18 protein-coding genes and 2 pseudogenes are annotated in these 20,112 nt (G+C 43.1%); 13 read left to right on the forward strand and 7 right to left on the reverse strand.

What is annotated here, in order from left to right; translation table 11 throughout:
- Positions 1-293: 293 nt before the first annotated feature.
- The 6 genes from tsaB (at position 294) to F9856_RS06725 (ending at position 4,574) form a co-directional block, all read left to right on the forward strand.
- The gene (gene tsaB, locus F9856_RS06700; protein WP_202106133.1) at positions 294-977 is read left to right on the forward strand and encodes a tRNA (adenosine(37)-N6)-threonylcarbamoyltransferase complex dimerization subunit type 1 TsaB; all 684 of its coding nucleotides are present in this window, start codon (positions 294-296) and stop codon (positions 975-977) included.
- Entirely contained in the window at positions 974-1,414 is a 441-nt protein-coding gene (rimI, locus tag F9856_RS06705; RefSeq protein ID WP_202106134.1) for a ribosomal protein S18-alanine N-acetyltransferase, read from the forward strand. The genes tsaB and rimI overlap by 4 nt, the downstream gene beginning before the upstream one ends.
- Complete coding sequence (gene tsaD, locus F9856_RS06710; RefSeq protein ID WP_024418191.1) at positions 1,404-2,411, forward strand: tRNA (adenosine(37)-N6)-threonylcarbamoyltransferase complex transferase subunit TsaD; 1,008 nt, start codon at positions 1,404-1,406, stop codon at positions 2,409-2,411. The genes rimI and tsaD overlap by 11 nt, the downstream gene beginning before the upstream one ends.
- A gap of 119 nt (positions 2,412-2,530) precedes the next feature.
- Positions 2,531-3,232 carry an AzlC family ABC transporter permease gene (locus tag F9856_RS06715; protein WP_202106135.1) on the forward strand — a complete coding sequence of 234 codons (702 nt, stop codon included), beginning with the start codon at positions 2,531-2,533 and terminating at the stop codon, positions 3,230-3,232.
- Entirely contained in the window at positions 3,219-3,542 is a 324-nt protein-coding gene (locus F9856_RS06720) for an AzlD domain-containing protein (protein ID WP_202106136.1), read from the forward strand. Before F9856_RS06715 ends, F9856_RS06720 begins: the two co-directional genes overlap by 14 nt.
- A 9-nt stretch (positions 3,543-3,551) precedes the next feature.
- The gene (locus F9856_RS06725; protein WP_202106137.1) at positions 3,552-4,574 is read left to right on the forward strand and encodes a YeiH family protein; all 1,023 of its coding nucleotides are present in this window, start codon (positions 3,552-3,554) and stop codon (positions 4,572-4,574) included.
- A gap of 300 nt (positions 4,575-4,874) precedes the next feature.
- On the opposite strand, the gene F9856_RS06730 is transcribed toward F9856_RS06725, so the two are convergent.
- The gene (locus tag F9856_RS06730; protein WP_202106138.1) at positions 4,875-6,500 is read right to left on the reverse strand and encodes a hypothetical protein; all 1,626 of its coding nucleotides are present in this window, start codon (positions 6,498-6,500) and stop codon (positions 4,875-4,877) included.
- A gap of 9 nt (positions 6,501-6,509) precedes the next feature.
- Positions 6,510-7,208: an ATP-binding cassette domain-containing protein gene (locus F9856_RS06735; protein WP_024399498.1), complete on the reverse strand. Its 699-nt coding sequence runs from the start codon at positions 7,206-7,208 to the stop codon at positions 6,510-6,512.
- Between the two features lie 406 nt (positions 7,209-7,614).
- On the opposite strand from F9856_RS06735, the gene F9856_RS06740 reads away from it, so the two are divergent.
- Genes F9856_RS06740 through F9856_RS06750 form a run of 3 tightly spaced genes read left to right on the forward strand, consistent with a single transcriptional unit; the run spans position 7,615 to position 11,792 of the window.
- Positions 7,615-9,453, forward strand: coding sequence for a beta-glucoside-specific PTS transporter subunit IIABC (locus F9856_RS06740; RefSeq protein ID WP_202106139.1), 1,839 nt, complete (start codon positions 7,615-7,617; stop codon positions 9,451-9,453).
- Entirely contained in the window at positions 9,454-10,914 is a 1,461-nt protein-coding gene (locus tag F9856_RS06745) for a glycoside hydrolase family 1 protein (RefSeq protein WP_202106140.1), read from the forward strand.
- A 47-nt stretch (positions 10,915-10,961) separates the two neighbouring features.
- Positions 10,962-11,792, forward strand: a complete 831-nt coding sequence (locus F9856_RS06750; RefSeq protein WP_105128355.1) for a PRD domain-containing protein — start codon at positions 10,962-10,964, stop codon at positions 11,790-11,792.
- 167 nt (positions 11,793-11,959) lie between these two features.
- Here F9856_RS06750 and F9856_RS06755 read toward each other — a convergent pair.
- Positions 11,960-12,652: pseudogene (locus F9856_RS06755) on the reverse strand (GNAT family N-acetyltransferase).
- Between the two features lie 82 nt (positions 12,653-12,734).
- Positions 12,735-13,325 carry a TetR/AcrR family transcriptional regulator gene (locus tag F9856_RS06760; protein WP_202106141.1) on the reverse strand — a complete coding sequence of 197 codons (591 nt, stop codon included), beginning with the start codon at positions 13,323-13,325 and terminating at the stop codon, positions 12,735-12,737.
- 173 nt (positions 13,326-13,498) lie between these two features.
- Between F9856_RS06760 and F9856_RS06765 the strand changes: the two genes are divergently transcribed.
- Entirely contained in the window at positions 13,499-13,957 is a 459-nt protein-coding gene (locus tag F9856_RS06765) for a nuclear transport factor 2 family protein (RefSeq protein WP_105120246.1), read from the forward strand.
- A 43-nt stretch (positions 13,958-14,000) separates the two neighbouring features.
- Here F9856_RS06765 and F9856_RS06770 read toward each other — a convergent pair whose 3' ends face one another.
- Positions 14,001-15,173 carry an NAD(P)/FAD-dependent oxidoreductase gene (locus F9856_RS06770; protein WP_202106142.1) on the reverse strand — a complete coding sequence of 391 codons (1,173 nt, stop codon included), beginning with the start codon at positions 15,171-15,173 and terminating at the stop codon, positions 14,001-14,003.
- A gap of 177 nt (positions 15,174-15,350) precedes the next feature.
- Between F9856_RS06770 and F9856_RS06775 the strand changes: the two genes are divergently transcribed.
- Both F9856_RS06775 and F9856_RS06780 read left to right on the forward strand, forming a co-directional pair.
- Complete coding sequence (locus F9856_RS06775; protein ID WP_202106143.1) at positions 15,351-16,751, forward strand: glycoside hydrolase family 1 protein; 1,401 nt, start codon at positions 15,351-15,353, stop codon at positions 16,749-16,751.
- 110 nt (positions 16,752-16,861) lie between these two features.
- Positions 16,862-17,356 (forward strand): DUF536 domain-containing protein, encoded by a 495-nt coding sequence (locus tag F9856_RS06780; RefSeq protein WP_015646325.1) that lies wholly within the window; start codon positions 16,862-16,864, stop codon positions 17,354-17,356.
- A 20-nt stretch (positions 17,357-17,376) separates the two neighbouring features.
- Here F9856_RS06780 and F9856_RS06785 read toward each other — a convergent pair.
- Positions 17,377-17,924 (reverse strand): annotated as a pseudogene (locus F9856_RS06785) (GNAT family N-acetyltransferase).
- A 79-nt stretch (positions 17,925-18,003) separates the two neighbouring features.
- Between F9856_RS06785 and F9856_RS06790 the strand changes: the two are divergent.
- Positions 18,004-19,770, forward strand: a complete 1,767-nt coding sequence (locus F9856_RS06790) for a glycerophosphodiester phosphodiesterase (protein ID WP_202106144.1) — start codon at positions 18,004-18,006, stop codon at positions 19,768-19,770.
- 37 nt (positions 19,771-19,807) lie between these two features.
- On the opposite strand, the gene F9856_RS06795 is transcribed toward F9856_RS06790, so the two are convergent.
- Entirely contained in the window at positions 19,808-20,107 is a 300-nt protein-coding gene (locus F9856_RS06795; RefSeq protein ID WP_002941492.1) for a YbaB/EbfC family nucleoid-associated protein, read from the reverse strand.
- Between the last annotated feature and the right edge of the window lie 5 nt (positions 20,108-20,112).

Raw genomic sequence — 20,112 nt, forward strand, 5'->3', positions numbered from 1 at the left:
AATCACAACCCAGTCTTTTCATTATTTGAAAAAAAGGCCAAGATGGCTTACAATAGAGAGTAGCATTGAAATACTCTTCGAAAATCAAAATAAGACGTTGTTGACTTGATTTGATGAGTGAAAGGCTCCAGTGGAGCCTTTCAGCCTGTTACCTTGAAACAAAATAGTAACAGGGTTCTATCTGCTAAGTAGAAACGAACTACGTTCGCTCTATCTCCAACCTCCAAAGGTTCCCCAAACCTTTGGAGCTAGTCTGATTTTGATTTTCATTGAGTATAAGGAAAGAGGAGAAGATGAAAATGCTAGCTTTAGACAGCTCCAACCAGGCCCTATCGGTTGCCTTGGTGGAGGACGGTCGTTTGCAGGCGGAAACCCTGCTGGCCGTCAAGAAAAATCATAGTATCAGCCTCATGCCTGTGGTCGATTTTTTGGTGGCACAGGTGGGCTGGACGCCCAAAGACTTGAATAGGGTTGTGGTCGCTCAGGGACCTGGCTCCTACACGGGTCTGCGGGTGGCGGTGGCGACTGCCAAGACCCTGGCCTACACCCTCAAGATTGACTTGGTGGGGCTATCCAGTCTTCAGTCCCTGGTTCCGCCTAGCCTGACGGGTTTGGTGGTCCCCCTCATCGATGCCCGCCGGAACTGCGTCTATGCAGGTGTTTATGAAAATGGCGGAGCAGTCGAGGCAGACCGCTACTGGTCTTTCGAAGACTTGCTTTCTAGCCTGTCTGGCAAGGAAAACATCACCTTTGTCGGCGAGGTAGAAAACTTTATGGAGCAAATCGAGCAAGCTCTACCGACTGCTCAGTATCAAGCCAGTCTGCCGTCTGCCTATCAATTGGCAGTAATCGGTCAAGACTTGCCGGCAGTAGATGTGACTAGCTTTGAGCCCAACTATCTCAAGCGGGTAGAGGCAGAAGAAAACTGGCTCAAGGACAACCAAGCTGGCTCAGAGAGTTATATCAAGCGTGTATGATAGAGATTAAACACTACGACGGCCAGGAAAATCTGGCGGAGGCTGTTTTGTCAGTTATGGAGTCGGTCTATGAGCAATCTCCATGGACTCTGGAGCAGATTGCCTCCAGTATGGCCAGTCAGGATGAGGACTACTATCTGGCTTATGAGGGTCAGGAATTAGTCGGATTTTTGGCTGTGCAGACGGTGCTGGATGAGATGGAAATCTTGCAGATTGCTGTCAAGGCTGATTTTCAGAGGTTGGGAATCGCCAGTCAACTGATGGCTGCTGTGATGGACTGGGAGGGGGACATCTTCCTCGAAGTGAGGGAGTCTAACAGTGCAGCTCAGGCCCTCTATACACGCCAGCATTTTACCAAAATAGGAAAACGAAAAGACTACTACCGCCATCCTGTCGAGGACGCGGTGATAATGAAGAGAGAACGTGATGAAAGATAGATTGATTTTGGCGATTGAGACCTCCTGTGACGAGACCTCGGTGGCTGTTTTGCGCAATGAGGCGGAGCTTTTATCCAATGTCATTGCCAGTCAGATTGCCAGCCACCAGCGGTTTGGCGGGGTGGTACCTGAAGTGGCCAGCCGTCACCATGTGGAAGTGATTACGGCCTGTATCGAGGAGGCCTTGTTGGAGGCGGAAGTGACGGCAGAGGACCTGACGGCTGTGGCTGTGACCTATGGGCCTGGCTTAGTTGGTGCCTTGCTAGTCGGAATTTCGGCTGCCAAGGCCTTTGCCTGGGCTAACGGTCTGCCGCTCATTCCTGTCAACCATATGGCAGGGCATTTGATGGCGGCGCGTGCGGTCAAGGAGTTGGAGTTTCCGCTTTTGGCTCTTTTGGTCAGCGGTGGGCACACGGAGTTGGTCTATGTGTCAGAAGCAGGCGACTACAAGATTGTCGGTGAAACGCGAGATGATGCGGTCGGCGAGGCCTACGATAAGGTAGGACGGGTCATGGGGCTGCCCTATCCAGCTGGTCGTGTCATCGATGAGTTGGCACATGAGGGGCAGGACATTTATGACTTCCCTCGTGCTATGATAAAAGAAGACAATCTGGAATTTTCTTTTTCTGGACTCAAATCTGCCTTTATCAACCTCTACCACAATGCCCAGCAGAAAGGGGAAACCTTGTCCAATGCGGACCTGTCAGCCTCTTTCCAAGCCTGTGTCATGGACATACTCATGGCTAAGACCAAGAAGGCTTTGGAGCAATACCCAGTCAAGACCTTGGTCGTAGCGGGCGGTGTGGCAGCCAATCAGGGCTTGCGGGAGCGGTTGGCGGCTGAAATCACCGATGTGGAGGTGATTATTCCCCCGCTTCGCCTCTGCGGTGACAATGCAGGCATGATTGCCTTGGCAGCGGTCAGTGAGTACAATAAGGAAAACCTTGCTGGCTGGGACCTCAATGCCAAGCCTAGTCTGGCTTTTGAGAATTTATAAGAAGGAAACAGCTGGATTTTGATGCCCAGCTTTTTCTAATGATGTACCAATTTGTTATTGACAAGGGAGAGATTGTCTCCTATACTAGAATGATATAACTTGATTTCAAAGGAGAGAAGATGAAAGTACAGGATTTTCGTGAGGGCTTGCGGGATGCTATTCCCACAGCTCTGGGCTATGCCAGTATTGGCCTAGCCTGCGGTGTCGTATCGGTTAATTCCGGCATTTCTGCGGTGGAAATGGGGCTGATGAGCCTTTTGGTCTATGCAGGAAGTGCCCAGTTTGTCATGTGTGCTATGATTTTGGCAGGGGCTCCTCTGGTGTCCATTGCAGTGACAGTTTTCTTTGTCAATCTGCGGAATTTCCTCATGTGCCTGCATACGACGACCATTTTTCAGGGCAACAGTCTGGGGTCTAATATCCTGATTGGCTCTTTTGTGACGGATGAGTCCTATGCGGTGCTACTCCGTAAGCACATTGAAGACAAGCAGATTGCACCAAGCTGGATGTACGGCAACAACTTTGCGAGCTACGCTTCTTGGGTGATTTTTACCACCTTGGGCAATCTTATCGGTGGTTTGATTCCAAATCCAGAGCAGTTTGGCTTGGATTTTGCCTTGGTGGCTATGTTTGTCGGCATTTTCTCAGGTCAGTTGGAGGCCATGGCTCGGACCATTCCTTTGAAAAAAATCGGCTTGATTTTGCTGACGGTTGGTCTAGCCTATGTCGGTCTGTCTGTACTAGTGTCGTCCTATGTTGCGGTGCTTCTGGCGACGCTTTTGGGCTGTTTTGTGGGGGTGATGATTGATGATAAAAACTAGTATTTTACTGATTATTCTGGCGTCAGCCCTAGTGACCTGGCTGCCACGCGTCCTGCCTTTTGTCCTGACGCAGAACAAATCCCTGCCTCCAAAGTTGGTGAAATTTCTCAGCTTTCTACCCATCACCATTATCTTTGCCCTGACCCTCTCCAGCATCATGGACGAAAAGGTGGGATCCCTTCCCAGCCTTCTCCCTGTCGAAAGTCTGGCCCTCATTCCGACCTTTTTGGTGGTCCTGAGGACCAAAAATATCCTCCTCGCAGTAGTGGTTGGTGTCTTGACGACAGCTGCTCTCCGCTTGCTTTTCTAGGAGGGACTTATGGTTAAGGAAAATGCCAGAGGTATGGTACTTTGTCTAGTCTTGGCTGGAATAAGCTGGTGCTTAGGGAGTTGGTTTTCAGTAGTGGGTGGGCCCGTTTTTGCCCTTCTAATCGGGATGAGCCTGCATTCTTACATTTCAAGGAAAAATACATTTCAATCAGGCTTGACCTTTACTTCTAAGAAGGTCTTACAGTATGCGGTGATTTGTTTGGGATTTGGTCTGAATCTGTCTGCGGTTCTTGCAGTTGGGCGTCAATCTCTTCCAATTATTCTTTCGACCATCAGTTGTGCCTTGATTTTGGCAGTTCTGATGTGGAAAATCTTGCCCATTTCATCTCATCTGGCGACCTTGATTGGCGTAGGGACCTCTATCTGTGGTGGCTCTGCCATTGCGGCGACAGCTCCCGTTATCCAGGCAGATGATGAGGATGTGGCTCAGGCTATCTCGGTCATCTTTCTCTTTAATGTCTTGGCGGCCTTGATTTTTCCGACTTTGGCAACTTGGCTTGGGTTTTCGACCGATTCGGGTCAGGCCTTTGGGATCTTCGCCGGAACGGCGGTCAATGACACCTCGTCGGTAACCGCGACAGCAGCTACTTGGGACAGCCTTTACGGCCTGGGCAGTCAGACCTTGGACACAGCTGTGACCGTCAAGCTGACGCGAACTCTGGCTATTATCCCGATTACAACGGTCTTGGCGATTTGGCAAGCTCGAGGAAAGGGAGTTCAGGCAGACAAGAAGTCCCTCTTGGCGGGTTTTCCGACCTTCATTCTGTACTTTATCCTAGCCAGTCTGGTGACAACAATCGCAGGTCACTTTGGATTTGGAGCAGATTTGTTTACCCCACTCAAAACCCTATCTAAGTTCTTCATTTGCATGGCCATGGCTGCTATTGGTTTGCGAACAGATGTCTTTTCTTTAGTGAAAAATGGCAGAGCTGCTCTTCTAGTCGGACTAGTTTGCTGGCTGGGTGTGACAGTGTTGACACTGGTTTGGCAGGCAATCTTGGGAATTTGGTGAATATAGTCTTTTAGTTTACTTTTAGTACTCGCTCCAACTATCTGGGAGATAGTTGGAGACTGGGGATAAAGTGAACGATGTTCACATCAAAAGCTGCAGACATAACTCAATGCTTTCTTGTTTCTAGGCATTGACTTGAAACAGTCCCCCAGACTGTTTCAATCAGGCAAGGCGAGTTCAAACACTCCAGTGGAGTGTTTGAAGTTGGAAATAAGGAAATAAAGTTTCCTCATTCGTCGAAGTAATAAAAGAGAAACTAAATGACGAGAAAACAGCCTTCTCTTGCGAGAGGCTGTTTTTTCATCCCTTCAATCTAAAGGTCTGCGGAGCTTTTTTCAGTAAAATCCAGTAGCCGATGCTGACATAGGTAATCATAGCTATGGAAATGAGTAGGATGTACAAGTGACTGCCTAAATCCAGCTTGATATTGAGATAGGCTACCCAGTAGAGAGCTCCACTGAGAAATTTATAGACTGGGTTGACAACCTCCATGTCCTTGGTAAAGGGTTGGAGAATATAGTAGATAAAGAGATCGTGGAAGGAAAATAGGGCTGTTAGACTCAGCAGGAGCAGAGCAGTTAGGAGATAGGTTTCAATAGGGAGTTGCGCTCTGGTAAAGATGATGAGGGCCAATAATAGAGAACCAGAGAAGGCAGCATTTAATTTTACAGTTTGCAGAAAACGATAATGAAAGCCTGCAATAATGGTCTTTGCTTCGCGGTAAAATGGATAGTGGAGCATGGAAATATCGCAATTAACAAAGACCATCTGTGCGACTGCCTTGCCCATGGAGGCCACATACATGACCATGAACGCAAAAGGTAGTCCCTCGATGTAGTTGGTATTGCTTATCTGAATGTCCTCTTTTGAAAACCAACGAATTCCTTCAATAAAAAGTACAATAGCCAAAAGACAACCCAAGCGAAAATGCAGTTTTTTCGTAAGGACAGAACGATAGCGGTCAAATAGCAGAGCGTTTAGGTAGGTCATGCCTGACAGATGAGTCAGGTCCTTTCCTGTTTCCATACTCAGTTTCGCCTGCATCTGTAAACCTTGTCGGGTGTACTCGTTCCCTTTGGTCAGCTCAAAAATCTTCTTATCCATCTGCAAGGACTGGTCCATGCAATAATAGAGATAGTCCAGATGATTGGTCTGTTGCTTCAAATAACCATAGCCAAACCAAATCAGCAAGACCTGACAGACAAGCACAGTCAGTAAAAAGATTAGTGATAGATGATTGCGGAAAAGGATAAGGCAGGCAATGGCTGCTATACCAGTAGCCAAGATAACCCAGTATTGCCAAGAGTTTCGACGTGGCAAAATACCTCTGTTGAATAGTGCTCGATTGAGAGCCTGTCCAGTAAAAACTCCTGTTGGAATGGTCAGTAATCCTAGAGGCAGATAGAGCCAATTTCCTGATAGGCTAGAAAAAATCAGCAGGGCAGGCAGGTAGAACAGACTGGTGATAATAGGTTCTACAAAGAGTTGACTCTGGAGAAAACTAGATTGAGAAAGTCCAAAATTTTGCATGAATTCCCGTTCGGACTTGGCGATAAAAGGCTCAAATCCCTTGCCAAACCGATAGGCATAGCCAACAAAGACCAGCCATAGAGAAAAGCCTAGAAGCCAGGTCCCTGGAAGAATATTCCAAAAAGTCAATTCCTCACTGGCTAAGATATTCATCCAAAAGGAAGCAAAGTAGAAATTCAAGGCCAGCCACAAACCCTTGACCAGAAAGCGACTGGGGAAGGAGAGGACGTGCAGGATCAAAAAGAGACTAGACTTAAAGCTATAAGACTTGAAAATACTCTCTGGAATGCTCTGGCCCACAAGCGGCAGTTTTCGCAGATAGTAGAAAAATCCGTTGACGGTCCGATAGAGGTTGTACTTTTCCTGATACCAAAAATAACGTAGAATGGTTTTCATAAGCCCCTCCTAGTCTGCTGTCAAGAGGGTAACCACTTCCTGTTCAAAGTCAGGGTCGTGGAGCTTGTCACTCGGAACAGCCTGTAATTCTTGGTGATGCAGCAACACAATCTCGTCGCAGAGATCCTGAGCCAGTTGTAAGATATGGGTGGAAAAGATAATAACGGAATCCTTCTTAGCCTCCCGAATCAGCTGTTTGAACTCGTGGGCAGCCACAGGGTCAAAGGAAGTCAGGGGCTCATCCAAGAGAAGAACAGGCGGCTGGACAATCAAAGACAGGAGCAACTGGACCTTGTTCTGCATACCGTGGGAAAAGTCCTTGAGTAGACGGTGCTGGTCTTCTTCTCCGATGCCTACCAAGTTTAGCCATTCTTCTGGACTACGAGGAGATTTGAGTTTATCCTTGTGGATATCCATATAGAAACGGACAAACTCGTAAGCCGTCATAAAGGCAGGTAGTTGCGGATAGGTCTGGGTAAAACCGATGTCCGTATTGTCGTAGTCAAAGGCATTTTCATCCTTCACAAACTGAATCGAGCCACCATCCAAGGTCAGATTGCGGGCAATGCAGTTGAACAAGGTCGTCTTACCAGCACCATTTCGCCCTAGCAAACCGTAAATTTTGCCTTGTTCGAAGGTAAAGGAAGTATCTTCCAAAATGATTTTATGGTCGAATTTCTTGGAAACAGAAGATAATTTCAGTTGCATAGCCAATCTCCTTTTTGTTATATTGTTATGGTTTTATCATACAATAAAAAACAAAAAAATTCAAGCAGATTTCGGAAAAATAAAATGGATTTATAGACTACATTATCAGACGAGTAGGCCTTTTTTAGTTGTATAGTTTATGGTTTTCTCGACATAATTATAACCTTTTATTTTGAAATGTTTCTATATGGAAAATAATAAGAAACTGATGATTTTTAGAATAAACAAGAAAATTCCAAAAAAATGTTGACGCTTTCATTTTTCTTGTGTATAATAAGTTTACAAAATAAAATTTAGGCATGTGACTGGTAAAGCAGGCAGGACCTTTATAGAACGACACTTATTTTTGTGGTGCCGTACTATAGGGGTCCTTTGTTTTTTGGTTAAATGCCAAAAGGAGTGTCCTATGGATTACAAACAAACAGCCAAAGAAATTGTGGCAAATATTGGTGGTAAAGAAAATGTTGCACACCTAGAACATTGCTCGACTCGCTTGCGTTTTACATTAATTGACAATACAAAAGCAAATATCGAGATACTGGAGAAAATTGAGGGGGTTATGGGAGTACGGCAAAATGCACAAACTCAAATCATTATCGGAAACGAGGTAAATGAAGTCTTTGCGGAAGTTCAACCGCTAGTCGGAGATTTAGCAGACAATCTCTCGACAAATAGGAAACAAGCACAAAGTTGGGGGGCAATTTTTCTAGATTTTCTGGTTGCTGTATTCCAACCAGTAGTACCCGCGGTAGCAGGAGGTGGAGTTCTAAAATCAGTTCTGATGCTATTAGCCTGGATTGGATGGCTGAATAAGGAATCTGTTGCCTATACCATTTTTAACCAGATTGGAGATGCCCCTCTTTACTTCTTGCCTATTTTAGTGGCTTATAACACGGCTAAAAAATTACGTGTTAATGAATTAGTTGCCGCAGCAGCTGTAGGAGCGTTACTTTTGCCAAATGTAACGGCAATGTTGGCGGAGGGTACGCAGTTATTTGGAGTTACTATTCAGAATATTTCCTATCCTTATCAGGTTTTTCCAGCAATTCTGTCAACTTTATTCTTTGCTTCAATGGAAAAAGTCTTGACTAAATATACTCCAAAACCAATTCGGATTTTCTTTGTACCGATGGTGGCCTTAGCCATCACAGTGCCAGTGACCCTCCTTGTATTAGGTCCGCTAGGGTTTAACTTAGGTCAATTATTAGCAACAGCGGTAGTTGCTCTTCATAATACTCTTGGTTGGTTGGCTACTGGTATTCTAGCAGCAATCCTTCCGTTTATGGTAGTAACAGGAATGCACAAAGCTATGTTGCCTTATGCGATTGAAGCAATGAAAGCTGGTTTTGAAACATTGTATTTACCAGCATCACTTGCTCACAATATATCAGAATCAGGAGCTACTTTTGCGGTTGCCTTAAAAACAAAGAATAGTAAAATGCGTGCTACCGCCGTTTCAGCAGGTATTTCTGCCCTATTTGGTATTACAGAACCGGCTCTTTATGGTGTGACTATTCAGAATCGTAAAGTACTTTATAGTGTTGTAGCTAGTTCATTCTTTGGTGGAATTGCGATCGGGCTTACCGCTTTGAAAGCATTTGCCTTGGTCGGACCAGGATTGGCAACCATGACTATGTATATTGATCCCAATGGTGGTTCAAACTTTATGAATGCTTGGATTGCTTTTGCAATTTCAATTGTTCTATCATTTGTTTTTACATATGTTACATTTAAAGACGAGAAACTTGAGGGATCTCAGGAAGAAAATAAAATAGCAACCATTTCATTTGGTTCTCCTGTAGATGGTGAACTTGTAGCTCTGGAGGATGTCAATGATTCTGTTTTTGCCTCAAAGCTTGTTGGTGATGGGGTTGCGATTAAACCGTCGAAGGGTATTGTTTATGCACCTGTTGCCGGAGAGGTATCCCTTGTATATGAAACAGGTCATGCGATTGCGATGAAAGCGGATAATGGTGCAGAAATTCTCTTTCATGTTGGAATTGATACCGTACAATTGGGAGGAAGAGGATTTTGTCCTAAGATTGAAACAGGTGCACTTGTCGCACCGGGAGATGTTCTGCTAGAGTTTGATATTTCGGTTATTCAAGAAGCTGGATATGATCCAACAGTGATGGCATTAGTGACCAATCAAAATGAGTATGATGTAGCTATTCAAAAAAATTCTGGACAGGTTGTTCATAATGAGGAAGTAATGCTTGTATCCAGGAAAGACGAGGTGAATTAAATGCAAGAATCAATTTTTCCTAAAGACTTCTTGTGGGGAGGTGCTGTAGCAGCTAATCAGGTTGAAGGAGCATGGAATGTAGGTGGAAAGGGCCTCTCAGTTGCTGATGTTTCTATCTATAAACCAAACGTGGATGTAAAAAATTATAAGGCTCATGTTGCAATCACTTCGCAAGATATTCAGAATGCAATTGAAGATCAGACAGCTACTCATTATCCGAAACGCAGAGGCATTGATTTCTATAACCGATATGAAGAGGATATTGATCTGTTTGCGGAAATGGGTTTCAATGCTTTTCGACTTTCAATTGCATGGACTCGTTTATTCCCAACTGGAAAAGAATTAGTACCTAATCAGGAAGGAATTGATTTTTATAAACGAGTATTTGCTAAGTTAGAGTCTGTTAATATCGAACCCATTGTCACTCTTTCTCATTATGAAATGCCCCTTTACCTTGCTGTAAGTAATAATGGTTGGGCTGATAGGGCAGTTGTAGATGATTTTGTACGTTTCTGCAATGCTTGTTATGACCATTTTCCGAATGTGAAATATTGGTTAACCTTCAATGAAGTAGACTCGATTGTCCGTCACCCCTTTACAACCGCAGGAATTATTCCAGATAAATGCGAAGAAGGAAAAGAATTAGAAATCATTTATCAAGCTCTTCATCACCAGTTGTTAGCTTCGGCGATTGTAACACGTGATTTGCATGAGACGCTTCCAGAAGCTAAGATGGGGTGTATGTTGACAAAGTTAGAAACATATGCTCGGACATGTGCACCAGAGGATGTTGAACGAACTTTTAAAAAGAACTTGGATAACCATTTCTATACAGATGTACAGGTTTTTGGGGAGTATCCACGCCTAATTCTTCGTCGGATGGAGCTTGAAGGAATAAACTTAAATATTCAGCCGGGAGATTTAGAGGTAATGAAGGAAAATACTGTTGACTTCGTGACCTTCTCCTACTATATGTCGATGACAGAGTCGGCTGATCCAAATGCTGAACGTACACCAGGAAATACAGTGCTTGGGGTAAAAAATCCTTATCTTCCTTCAACAGATTGGGGCTGGCAAATTGATCCCAAAGGATTAAAAATTTCACTTTTAGAATTATATGACCGCTATAACAAGCCGCTCATGATAGTAGAAAACGGTATGGGAGCAAGAGACATCCTTGAAGAAGATGGTACTATTCATGATCCTTACCGGATTGACTATTTCCGAGCTCATTTTGAGCAGATGCGTGAGGCAGTAAACGAAGGAGTAGATCTCGTTGGTTATACGAGTTGGGGATGCATTGACCTGGTTTCTGCAAGTACATCTCAAATGTCTAAACGGTATGGTTTTATATATGTAGATGCAGATGATGAAGGAAATGGAACCTATAATCGATTTAAAAAAGACTCATTTTACTGGTATCAAAAAGTTATCCGTTCAAATGGACTTGATTTAGATTAGAAGGATATGTTATAGTATAAATCAATTATTCAAAGTGGAGATACAAGATGATTATCAAAAAGGTATTGAACTCTAGTGTCGTTTTAGTCGATGATGAAGGAGTTGAAAAAATAGCCTTAGGAAAAGGGATTGGTTTTGGGAAGAAGCAAGGAGAGGTACTTGTAAATTCCAATATTGATAAGCTGTTTCAATCTGTAAATACTCCACAGTCCCAACATTTGTTAGGGTTACTAGAAGAAGTGCCAGCTACGTATTTTGATATAGCCAGAGATATTATTGAGTATGCAAAGCAAGTTTTAAATGTTCCGTTACAAGAGTCGTTGTGGATTGGTCTTACAGATCATATCTACTTTGCGGTGGAACGATTTGAAAAGGAACTTGTTTTTGAGAATAAGGTCTTATGGGAAATAAAGGCTTATTATAACAAAGAGTATCAGATTGGGTGTTATGCCATTCAACTCTTAAACCGAGTGCTTCATATATCTTTACCAGAGGCTGAAGCGGCAAATATTGCATTTCATTTTATAAATGCTCAACAGGGTTCGGATAAAAATGATGCTGGTCGTATTGCTAAATTGATAGGAGATTTAGAGACTCTTATACGCTATTCCTCGAATATACAAATTGTTTCAGATAGCTTGAGTTATCAACGCTTTGTAACTCATATTCGATTCTTTGTGGAACGATTTTTTGCTGATAGGATGCTTCAGGATGGAAACCAAATTTTATTTGATCAGATCTGTCAAACCATGCCCGAGGGAATGAAACAGGCTGTAAAGGTTCAAACATTCCTTGAGGAGCACTATCATAAAACAATTACCATTGATGAGTTGACCTATCTAGCCATTCATTTTGAACGTATTACTCGAAAAAAGTGAGACAGACCCTGTATACTTGCTAAGTTGAAGCCTCCAAGAGATTTTCGGGGAAATAATAGTTAAGCCCACCTATAGGTGAAAAATAACCTTGTTCTAAGCAGAACAAGGTTATTTTTGTACAATAGAATTCACAAAAAAGTCTTAGTATTAAACTAGTTTACTTGAATTTAGAAAGAGGATAGGGATTGTTTTTGCTGCCCCTGGCCATCGAAGTTACTATCCTTTAGCCAGTTTTCAAGGGCAAGCTTGCGGTCAGGCCATTCGTGGTCTAATAGAGAAAACCAGGCGGTATCTCGGTTACGTCCCTTATAAACCAGAGCCTGACGGAAGGTGCCTTCGTAGGTAAATCCCAGGCGTTTGGCAGCAGCTTGACTGGCTTGGTTGAGCGAGTCGCATTTTCATTCATAACGTCGATAGCCCAGTTCTTCAAACACATAGTTCATGAGAAGATAGTGAGCTTCTGTCGCCTGTCGGGTCCGTTGCAGTTGTGGCGAAAAGAGGACCCATCCCACTTCAATGACGCGGTTAGTTGGGTCAATACGCATAAGTGCAAAGGAACCAATAGCTTGATTGGTAGTTTTATCAACTATCGCAAGGTAATAAGGGTCAAAAGAAGCTATCATCTTTTGGAAATAGGCTTGAAAAGAGTCACGGTCTGCAAAGGGTTCAATGGGTAGATAGGTCCAGTCGGATTTCTTAGCATTGGGGCCATAAAACTGATAGAGATCATCTGCATGGTACAGGCTCAGTTTTTCTAAGCGAACTGTTTGTCCTTGTATAGTCTCCAGGCTTGGTTGCTCGCCACTGGTGTAATGTGGCAAGGGCAGGCCAATCTCTTGGCCGAATGAATTGATAGGCATGATTTCCTCCTAATAATGCAAACTCCCAGCCACCCAGCCAGTTGCCAGACAGTAGGTGATGGTAAGGAATGCGTGTTGCTGTTTATTTTTTATTCTCTAGAAAAACCTGAATGCCATCACAAAGTATTCGATTCGATAAATATATGACATCTTCCAAAGGTATCCGTTTATTGTCTTGGACCCATTGCTTATATATTTCAACACCTGTTGTTTTGACAAATGTAAGTAATATTGACTGTTTGTGTTGAGGGAGATTAAGATAAAATGAGCTTTTTTTCCAAATCCTATCCATTACTTTGTTGATGGTGCGAATTTTTATATACTCATAGTTTTTATGAAAAATCAATTTTTCATAAATTGTATCGTTTGTTTCAGAAAAGATGAAAAATGCACGGTTGATTTCAGCCAATTGCTCAGGAATTTTGTAGTCAGCGATTAATGTCATGAAGTTGGTTGCAATTTCATCCTCAATCAATGTGATGAGTGAATCTAAGGATTGAAAATGTCTATAGAAAGTTGACTTGTTAATTCTCGCCTTCTCAGATAATTCCTTAACTGTGATAGCCTCTATATCTTTCATTTCTAACAAACGTCTATAGGTATCAATAATAAGCTTACGGGTTTTTTCAACCCGCAAATCAACATTATTATTTCTTGTTTTCGTGTAATTCATCAGCATAACCTTTTAATATGATATGGTCTAAGTATACACTGAAGCAGCTTATTTGTGCAACCAATTTGGCTAAGGGTTGCATATGCGACAGGTTGGGGAATAAGTGCTTGTATCTCTTTGTGAAATTCTCTAAAATAATCTTTGTCAAAAAAAGAATGCAATGAGGAGGCACTATGACAAACTATCTTGATGATAAATCCGTTCGTAGAACAATTGATTTATACGCACATTTTGCGGATACCCGCCAGGCAACCCAACAAGCCAACTTATTTTGTGAAGATGCCATTTTTAATGTATTTGTAGCAGGTAATGAAGAAAGTCCTGCTCAAACATTCACGACCCAGGAAGAGTTTTTAGCTGTTTTTGAAAACTTGAATCGTTATAAGACGACCTTCCATTTTAATGGTCAATCGATCATTGAAGTTGCAGAAGATGGCCAAACAGCTGTTGCGGAAACATATACATTAGCCTATCATGAAATCGATGTAGACGGAAAAAATTCACTCATGAATGTCGCGATTCGATACAATGATGAGCTTATCAAAGTGGGTGAAGAATGGAAGTTCAAACACCGTAATCTGTATATTCGATTCATCGATACAGACTACGATATTCATTCGGAACAAATATAAAAAGAAACTACCTGGGTTAACCTTTTTGGTCCAGGTAGTTTTCTTAATAATGCAAGCTCCCCGCCACCCAGCCAGTTGCCAGACAGTAGGTAATGTTAAAGCCACCGGTGTGGGCGTTGATGTCCAAGACTTCACCGGCAAAGTGGAGGCCAGGGATTTTCTTACTTTCCAAGGTTTTGGGGTTGATTTCCTTGAGATCAACGCCTCCCTTGGTCACAAAGGACTTGGCCAGGGACATCTTGCCGGTAATCTTAATCGGCAGGGCTTTGAGAAGAGTGACCAGTTTAGTCAGGTCTTTTTGGGAAACTTGTTTGACCTTGCAGTCGTAGTTCTCCGCGAAAAAGTCTGCTAGGCGGTCTGGCATGAGTTCAGAAAGGGCATTCTTGACGGATTTTTCTCTGTTCTTTTCTAAAAGCTCAAACAAGTCTTGGTCAGAATGGGTCGGCAGAGCATCGAGAAATGCGGTTTCGCCGCCTTTGACAAAACTGGACAAGCGAAGAGCAGCGGGTCCCGACAGGCCAAAGTGGGTAAAGAGCAGGTCGTGTGTGATGACGTGCTTGCCGTAGGTCAGGGTGACGTCGTCCAGGGAAATGCCTTGGAGCTTCTTGTGGGGGAAGTCGGTCAGGACAGGGCTTTCAGCGGCCTCAATCTCCGTGACTTCCAGCTTGAAGTGACGGGCAATGTCGTGACCAAAGCCAGTCGAGCCAGTGGAAGGATAGGTCTTGCCACCGGTGGTGACAATGAGCTGGGGAGCTGTGAAGGTCTCCTCGCTGGTCTTGACATGGAAGAGGTCGTCAATCTTGCGGACGGAAACCACCTCAGTCCCTGTACGGATGTCCACGCCGTTTTCCAACATTTTCATCTCCAAGCACTTGATAATGGTCTGGGAGCGATTGGTAGTCGGAAAGACACGGCCGTGGTCCTCCACCTTGAGCTTGACCCCGTTTTCCTGAAAGAAATTCATGATGTCGTGGTTGTCAAACTGGGAAAAGACGCTATAAAGAAAGCGGCCATTGCCAGGAATGCCAGCTAGTAGGTCTTCCAAGGTACCGTTGTTGGTCACATTGCAACGTCCGCCGCCTGTGCCAGACAGTTTCTTGCCCAAACGCTTGTTTTTTTCGAGGAGCAGGGTTTTCTTGCCGTAAAAGCTAGAAGAAATTGCGGCCATCATACCAGCAGGCCCTGCTCCAATAATAATGGTATCTACTGTATTCATGCCTTTATTGTATCATATTTTTATCAAGAAAGTAGTTTGAGTCTTTGCTATGATTTGTGGAATTTTTCCTTGAGATAGAAGAGGACGATTGTAGAGTGAAGGGAGTATAATGAGACTGAGGAAGTCTAGTTTTTATTAGATGTCCAATCTGTAAATTAAAGGAAAATAGGTGGTAGCATGGCAGGCGAGCAAAGAGAGTATCGTTTTCCAGAAGGTTTTTTGTGGGGATCCTCCACTTCAGGTCCTCAAAGTGAGGGAAGCGTAGCTGGTGATGGAAAGGGGTGGAATAACTGGGATTACTGGTATCGTCAGGAACCTGAGCGCTTTCACCAGCAAATAGGACCGGAACAAACATCGACTTTCTATGAACATTTCCAGTCAGATTTGGATTTGTTGGTGGAAACAGGTCATAGTATTTTTCGCACCTCTATACAGTGGTCACGTCTGATTCCGGAAGGGATAGGCGAGGTCAATCCGCAAGCTGTGGAGTTTTATAGGGCTGTATTTGCAGGTATTCGAGAGCGTGGGATAAAGCTTTTGGTCAATCTTTATCATTTCGATTTGCCTTATGTCTTACAGGAAAAAGGGGGCTGGGAAAATAAGGAGATTGTCTGGGCCTATGAGGCTTATGCTCGCCAGTGTTTCAGTCTCTTTGGAGATCTGGTGGATCATTGGATTACCTTTAATGAACCCATTGTTCCAGTAGAATGTGGCTATCTAGGAAGCTATCATTATCCTTGTAAGGTGGATGCAAAGGCAGCTGTGGTCGTAGCGTATCATACTCAACTGGCTAGTTCTTTGGCTGTTCGGGCCTGTCACCAACTACACCCAGACCACAAAATTTCCATTGTTCTCAATCTTACTCCTGCCTATCCAAGAAGTCAGAGTCCAGAAGATTTACAGGCGGCGCGGATTGCTGAGCTATTTCAAACGAGAAGCTTTTTGGATCCATCTGTTTTGGGACAATACCCGAGGGAACTGGTTGACATTCTTGAAAAACATGGTTTACGTCCAGAAACCACAGAGGAGGAATTGACCATTATCAAAGAAAATAGGGTTGACTTCCTGGGGGTGAATTATTACCAGCCCCTGCGCGTGCAGGCTCCTTCAGAAGATGGATGGAACGGAGAACCTACTTTGCTATCCCAATATTTCCAGCCTTATGATAAGCCTGACAAGAAAATCAATCCCCATAGGGGCTGGGAAATTTACGAAGAAGGGCTGTACGACATTGCCAAAAATATCCAGGAAAACTATGGGAATATCGAATGGTTGGTAACTGAGAACGGCATGGGAGTTGAAGGGGAAGATGTTTTTGAAGAAAATGGTATGATTCAGGATGATTATCGGATTAACTTCATGGAAGACCATTTGATTCAGCTCCATCGAGGTATTGTAGAAGGGGCAAACTGTAAGGGCTATATGGTCTGGACCTTTATCGACTGCTGGTCTTGGTTAAATGCCTATAAAAATAGATACGGACTTATTTCCTTGGATATTGAAACACAGAAACGAACTATAAAAAAATCGGGACATTGGTTTAAACAAGTAAGTGAAGAGAACGGATTTAAAAGTTAGTTGGCCAGTATTATTACAACTTGTAATCTCCCATAATTTGACAGAACTTGGGCTTTTGTGGTAATATTTTAATGATACAAACTATGAGAAATGTAAGTACCGAGGATATTATGGGAATCGAAAAAACAGTCAGTGAGTTAGCTGAAATTTTAGGAGTGAGCCGGCAGGCTATGAATAATCGTGTCAAATCACTTCCTGAAGAATTTGTAGATAAAAATGACAAGGGTGTGACCGTTGTAAATCGTGCTGGCTTGATTAAGTTGGAGGAAATCTACAAAACAACCATTTTTGAAGATGAGCCGATTAGTGATGAAGTCAAGCATCGTGAATTGATGGAAATTTTAGTTGACGAGAAAAATGCTGAAATCATCCGCTTATATAGTCAATTAAAAGCCAAAGATAAGCAACTTGCCGAAAAAGATGAACAACTCAAGGTCAAAGATGTGCAGATTGCTGAGAAGGATAAACAGTTGGATCAGCAACAGCAATTGACACTAAAAGCTATGGCCGATAAGGAAGTTCTCAAGTTGGAATTGGACGAAGTTAAAGCACAGGCAGAAGAAGTGCAAGCTAAAGGCTTCTTTGCACGTTTATTTGGAAGATAGATAAGTAAAAAATCAAGCTCTTAGGAACTTGATTTTTTCTTATTCTCTACCCATTCTTCTCTTAAAATTCCATATTTGATAGAATCATGATAATGCCCTTGCCAGTATCGAACCTTGCGGATATGGGCTTCTTTGGTCATGCCTAATTTTTCAGCGGTTCTCATCATGCCCTTGTTGCCAGACCAGGTAGTGAGCCCGATGTGTTCTAATTCTGTAAATTGCTGGAAAATGGTATCAATCCAGAGTTGGAGAGCAGCTGTGCCATATCCTTTTCCCCAGACCTTATCGTCATAGATTTCAATCTCGATTTCAAGCCAGCGTGTTGGCTGGCACTCCCAATAATAGCTCACAAATCCGATAGGCAGCTGATCCACTAAGATTGCTCTGACACAATCTTTTTGTAACCACTGGTAGAGTTCCAGTGCTTGAAAATCTTCAAAAGTGGACAGGCCTGGTAGTCATCAAAATAGGGAGCAGCAAATTCCTTCCAGCGAGGTGCGACTTCACGATGGCCAATCTTCCAAAGTGTATGCAAATAATCTTCAGTCATCGGTGCAATTCTAATCATGAGAACCTCCTTTATTTTTCTAGTCTAGCATATTTGATGAAGGCTTGCAATTCCTGTCAGAATATGGGACACTAGAATCATGAAAAAGATACAACGTGAATTTCAAAAAATATATTACAACTTAGACAAGATTCTTTTGCTCTTTTTTACCCTGTTTACCTTTATGGAATTTATTTGGATACCGCTCAATTCATGGCTTTCTGAGGGACTCTTAGCTATGACAGGGCATGCCTATCTTTCACCGACGAATTTGTTGTCGGTGTTTGCTGAAAATCTGCTCGTGACAGGCTTGTTTATTCTCCTCTTTTTTGTCAACATTGCCATTGCCTATCTAGAATTAGCTCTATTGTTCACAGGGGTTTGGCAACTGTTGGATGAAAAAGTTAAGCACCTCCCCGACTATTTACGGGATGTACGAGATAGTATGGTGGCGATTATCCGTCACAGCAGCCTACCAAAGGTTTTATTTCTACTCTTTTACTCAGTTATTCTTCTCCCATTTCTACGACGGGTATTAAATATCTATTATTTTAATAAAATCGTAGTACCCCAATTTATCGTAGATTACCTATCCAACACAGTCTGGCTAGGAATATTGATTTTGTTCTTTCTCCTCTTGTTCTTCTGGCTCGCATCACGCTTTATGTACGCTCTGCCGAACATTTACTTTGAACACAGGAGTGTGAAGGAGTCCATCGCTTATTCTTGGAAGAAGACCAAGGGAAGAAAACAAGTCAGCTCCTTTTTCCGTCTGATTTGGCTGGTCACTTTTCCAGTCCTCCTATTCACAGGAATAGGGATATTGCTCTATCTAGTACAGCTAGTGGCTGAACCTTATCTACCAGACACAGTTCCTTCATATTGGTTAGCAGTTGTTTGTTATGCAATCTTAAAATTAGCCTACTATGGTGTAGTTGCACTCTTTATGATGGGATTTGTAAGTCTCTTAACAGGGAAACAATTGCCAAACTACCGCCGTAAACGCCTCCGTCATCGCCTGCGATTGGCAATTTTGCTAGTATCTGGTCTGGTATTCGGTACCCAAGGAGCGCTTGCACTCTACTATCCCTTCGATACCCTGCCAGTTACCATTTCCCATCGCGGTGTTGACAATGGCAATGCTGTCCAGAACTCTATCGAGGCCCTAGAGAAAACCTCTCAACTCAAGCCAGATTATATTGAGATGGATGTTCAGGAGACGAAAGATGGTCAGTTTATTGTCATGCATGATACGGATTTATTGGCTTTGACGGGCAATCCCGGAGGTACACATGACTATACTCTTGCAGAGTTGACAGGGATGACTGCATCAGAAAACGGCATGGCAGCTCCAGTTCCTTCTTTTGATGAATATCTTGAAAAAGCGGATGAGCTGGGACAGAAATTATTGGTAGAAATTAAAGTGACCAAGGCAGATTCGCCAAAATTCACCCAGAATTTCTTAAAAAAATACGGTCAACGTTTGATTGCCAAAGGACACCAGATGCAATCATTAGACTACCGTACTATTATCGAAATAAAGCAGTATAGCAAGAAATTAGTATCCTTCTTTATTCTTCCGTTCAACTCTATCTATCCGACGACGGTTGCTGACGGCTATACTATGGAGTATACCTCGCTTGATCAAAACTTTATGGTAAAATCTTGGATTCGTGGGAAGTCAGTTTATGCTTGGACACCGAATGAAGAAGAGAGTATGTCCAAGATGCTGCTACTACAAGTGGACGGTATCATCACTGACAACATGACCGACCTCCAAAGTCTGATGGAGGAAATGAAAGAGAATCGACGTTATCCAGACCTCTTTTTCCTGCAATTTCAGTCTTTGATTTATAATTTTGAATAAAAAAACGCGAGAGGAGAATATCCAATCGCGTTTTCTTTTAAAAAGGTAATTTACCTGCAAAGGCACCTAGTTTTTTCTGAGTTGCCTCGTCAACTTTTGTAAGTGCAGCGTTGACGGCTTGGATTGTCATTTCTTGCAAGGTTTCAAGGTCGTCTGCATCCACAACATCAGCCTTGAAGTCGATAGAAACCAATTTCTTATCTCCAGTAAAAGTAGCAGTAACCAAGTCCTGTACAGAGCTACCAGTAAATTGAGTAGCAGCCAACTCAGCTTGGCTCTTCTCCATTTGTTTTTGAAGTTTTTGAGCTTGGCGCATCATGTTTTGCATGTTCATCATAAGAT

This window comes from Streptococcus suis, assembly GCF_016743335.1.
GTDB lineage: Bacteria > Bacillota > Bacilli > Lactobacillales > Streptococcaceae > Streptococcus > Streptococcus suis_Y.

Bases quoted from the DNA above. Each gene is read 5' to 3' on its own strand.
- tsaB (WP_202106133.1), top strand. From the start codon at position 294: ATGAAAATGCTAGCTTTAGACAGCTCCAACCAGGCCCTATCGGTTGCC.
- rimI (WP_202106134.1), top strand. From the start codon at position 974: ATGATAGAGATTAAACACTACGACGGCCAGGAAAATCTGGCGGAGGCT.
- tsaD (WP_024418191.1), top strand. From the start codon at position 1,404: ATGAAAGATAGATTGATTTTGGCGATTGAGACCTCCTGTGACGAGACC.
- F9856_RS06715 (WP_202106135.1), top strand. From the start codon at position 2,531: ATGAAAGTACAGGATTTTCGTGAGGGCTTGCGGGATGCTATTCCCACA.
- F9856_RS06720 (WP_202106136.1), top strand. From the start codon at position 3,219: ATGATAAAAACTAGTATTTTACTGATTATTCTGGCGTCAGCCCTAGTG.
- F9856_RS06725 (WP_202106137.1), top strand. From the start codon at position 3,552: ATGGTTAAGGAAAATGCCAGAGGTATGGTACTTTGTCTAGTCTTGGCT.
- F9856_RS06730 (WP_202106138.1), bottom strand. From the start codon at position 6,500: ATGAAAACCATTCTACGTTATTTTTGGTATCAGGAAAAGTACAACCTC.
- F9856_RS06735 (WP_024399498.1), bottom strand. From the start codon at position 7,208: ATGCAACTGAAATTATCTTCTGTTTCCAAGAAATTCGACCATAAAATC.
- F9856_RS06740 (WP_202106139.1), top strand. From the start codon at position 7,615: ATGGATTACAAACAAACAGCCAAAGAAATTGTGGCAAATATTGGTGGT.
- F9856_RS06745 (WP_202106140.1), top strand. From the start codon at position 9,454: ATGCAAGAATCAATTTTTCCTAAAGACTTCTTGTGGGGAGGTGCTGTA.
- F9856_RS06750 (WP_105128355.1), top strand. From the start codon at position 10,962: ATGATTATCAAAAAGGTATTGAACTCTAGTGTCGTTTTAGTCGATGAT.
- F9856_RS06760 (WP_202106141.1), bottom strand. From the start codon at position 13,325: ATGAATTACACGAAAACAAGAAATAATAATGTTGATTTGCGGGTTGAA.
- F9856_RS06765 (WP_105120246.1), top strand. From the start codon at position 13,499: ATGACAAACTATCTTGATGATAAATCCGTTCGTAGAACAATTGATTTA.
- F9856_RS06770 (WP_202106142.1), bottom strand. From the start codon at position 15,173: ATGAATACAGTAGATACCATTATTATTGGAGCAGGGCCTGCTGGTATG.
- F9856_RS06775 (WP_202106143.1), top strand. From the start codon at position 15,351: ATGGCAGGCGAGCAAAGAGAGTATCGTTTTCCAGAAGGTTTTTTGTGG.
- F9856_RS06780 (WP_015646325.1), top strand. From the start codon at position 16,862: ATGGGAATCGAAAAAACAGTCAGTGAGTTAGCTGAAATTTTAGGAGTG.
- F9856_RS06790 (WP_202106144.1), top strand. From the start codon at position 18,004: ATGAAAAAGATACAACGTGAATTTCAAAAAATATATTACAACTTAGAC.
- F9856_RS06795 (WP_002941492.1), bottom strand. From the start codon at position 20,107: ATGATGAACATGCAAAACATGATGCGCCAAGCTCAAAAACTTCAAAAA.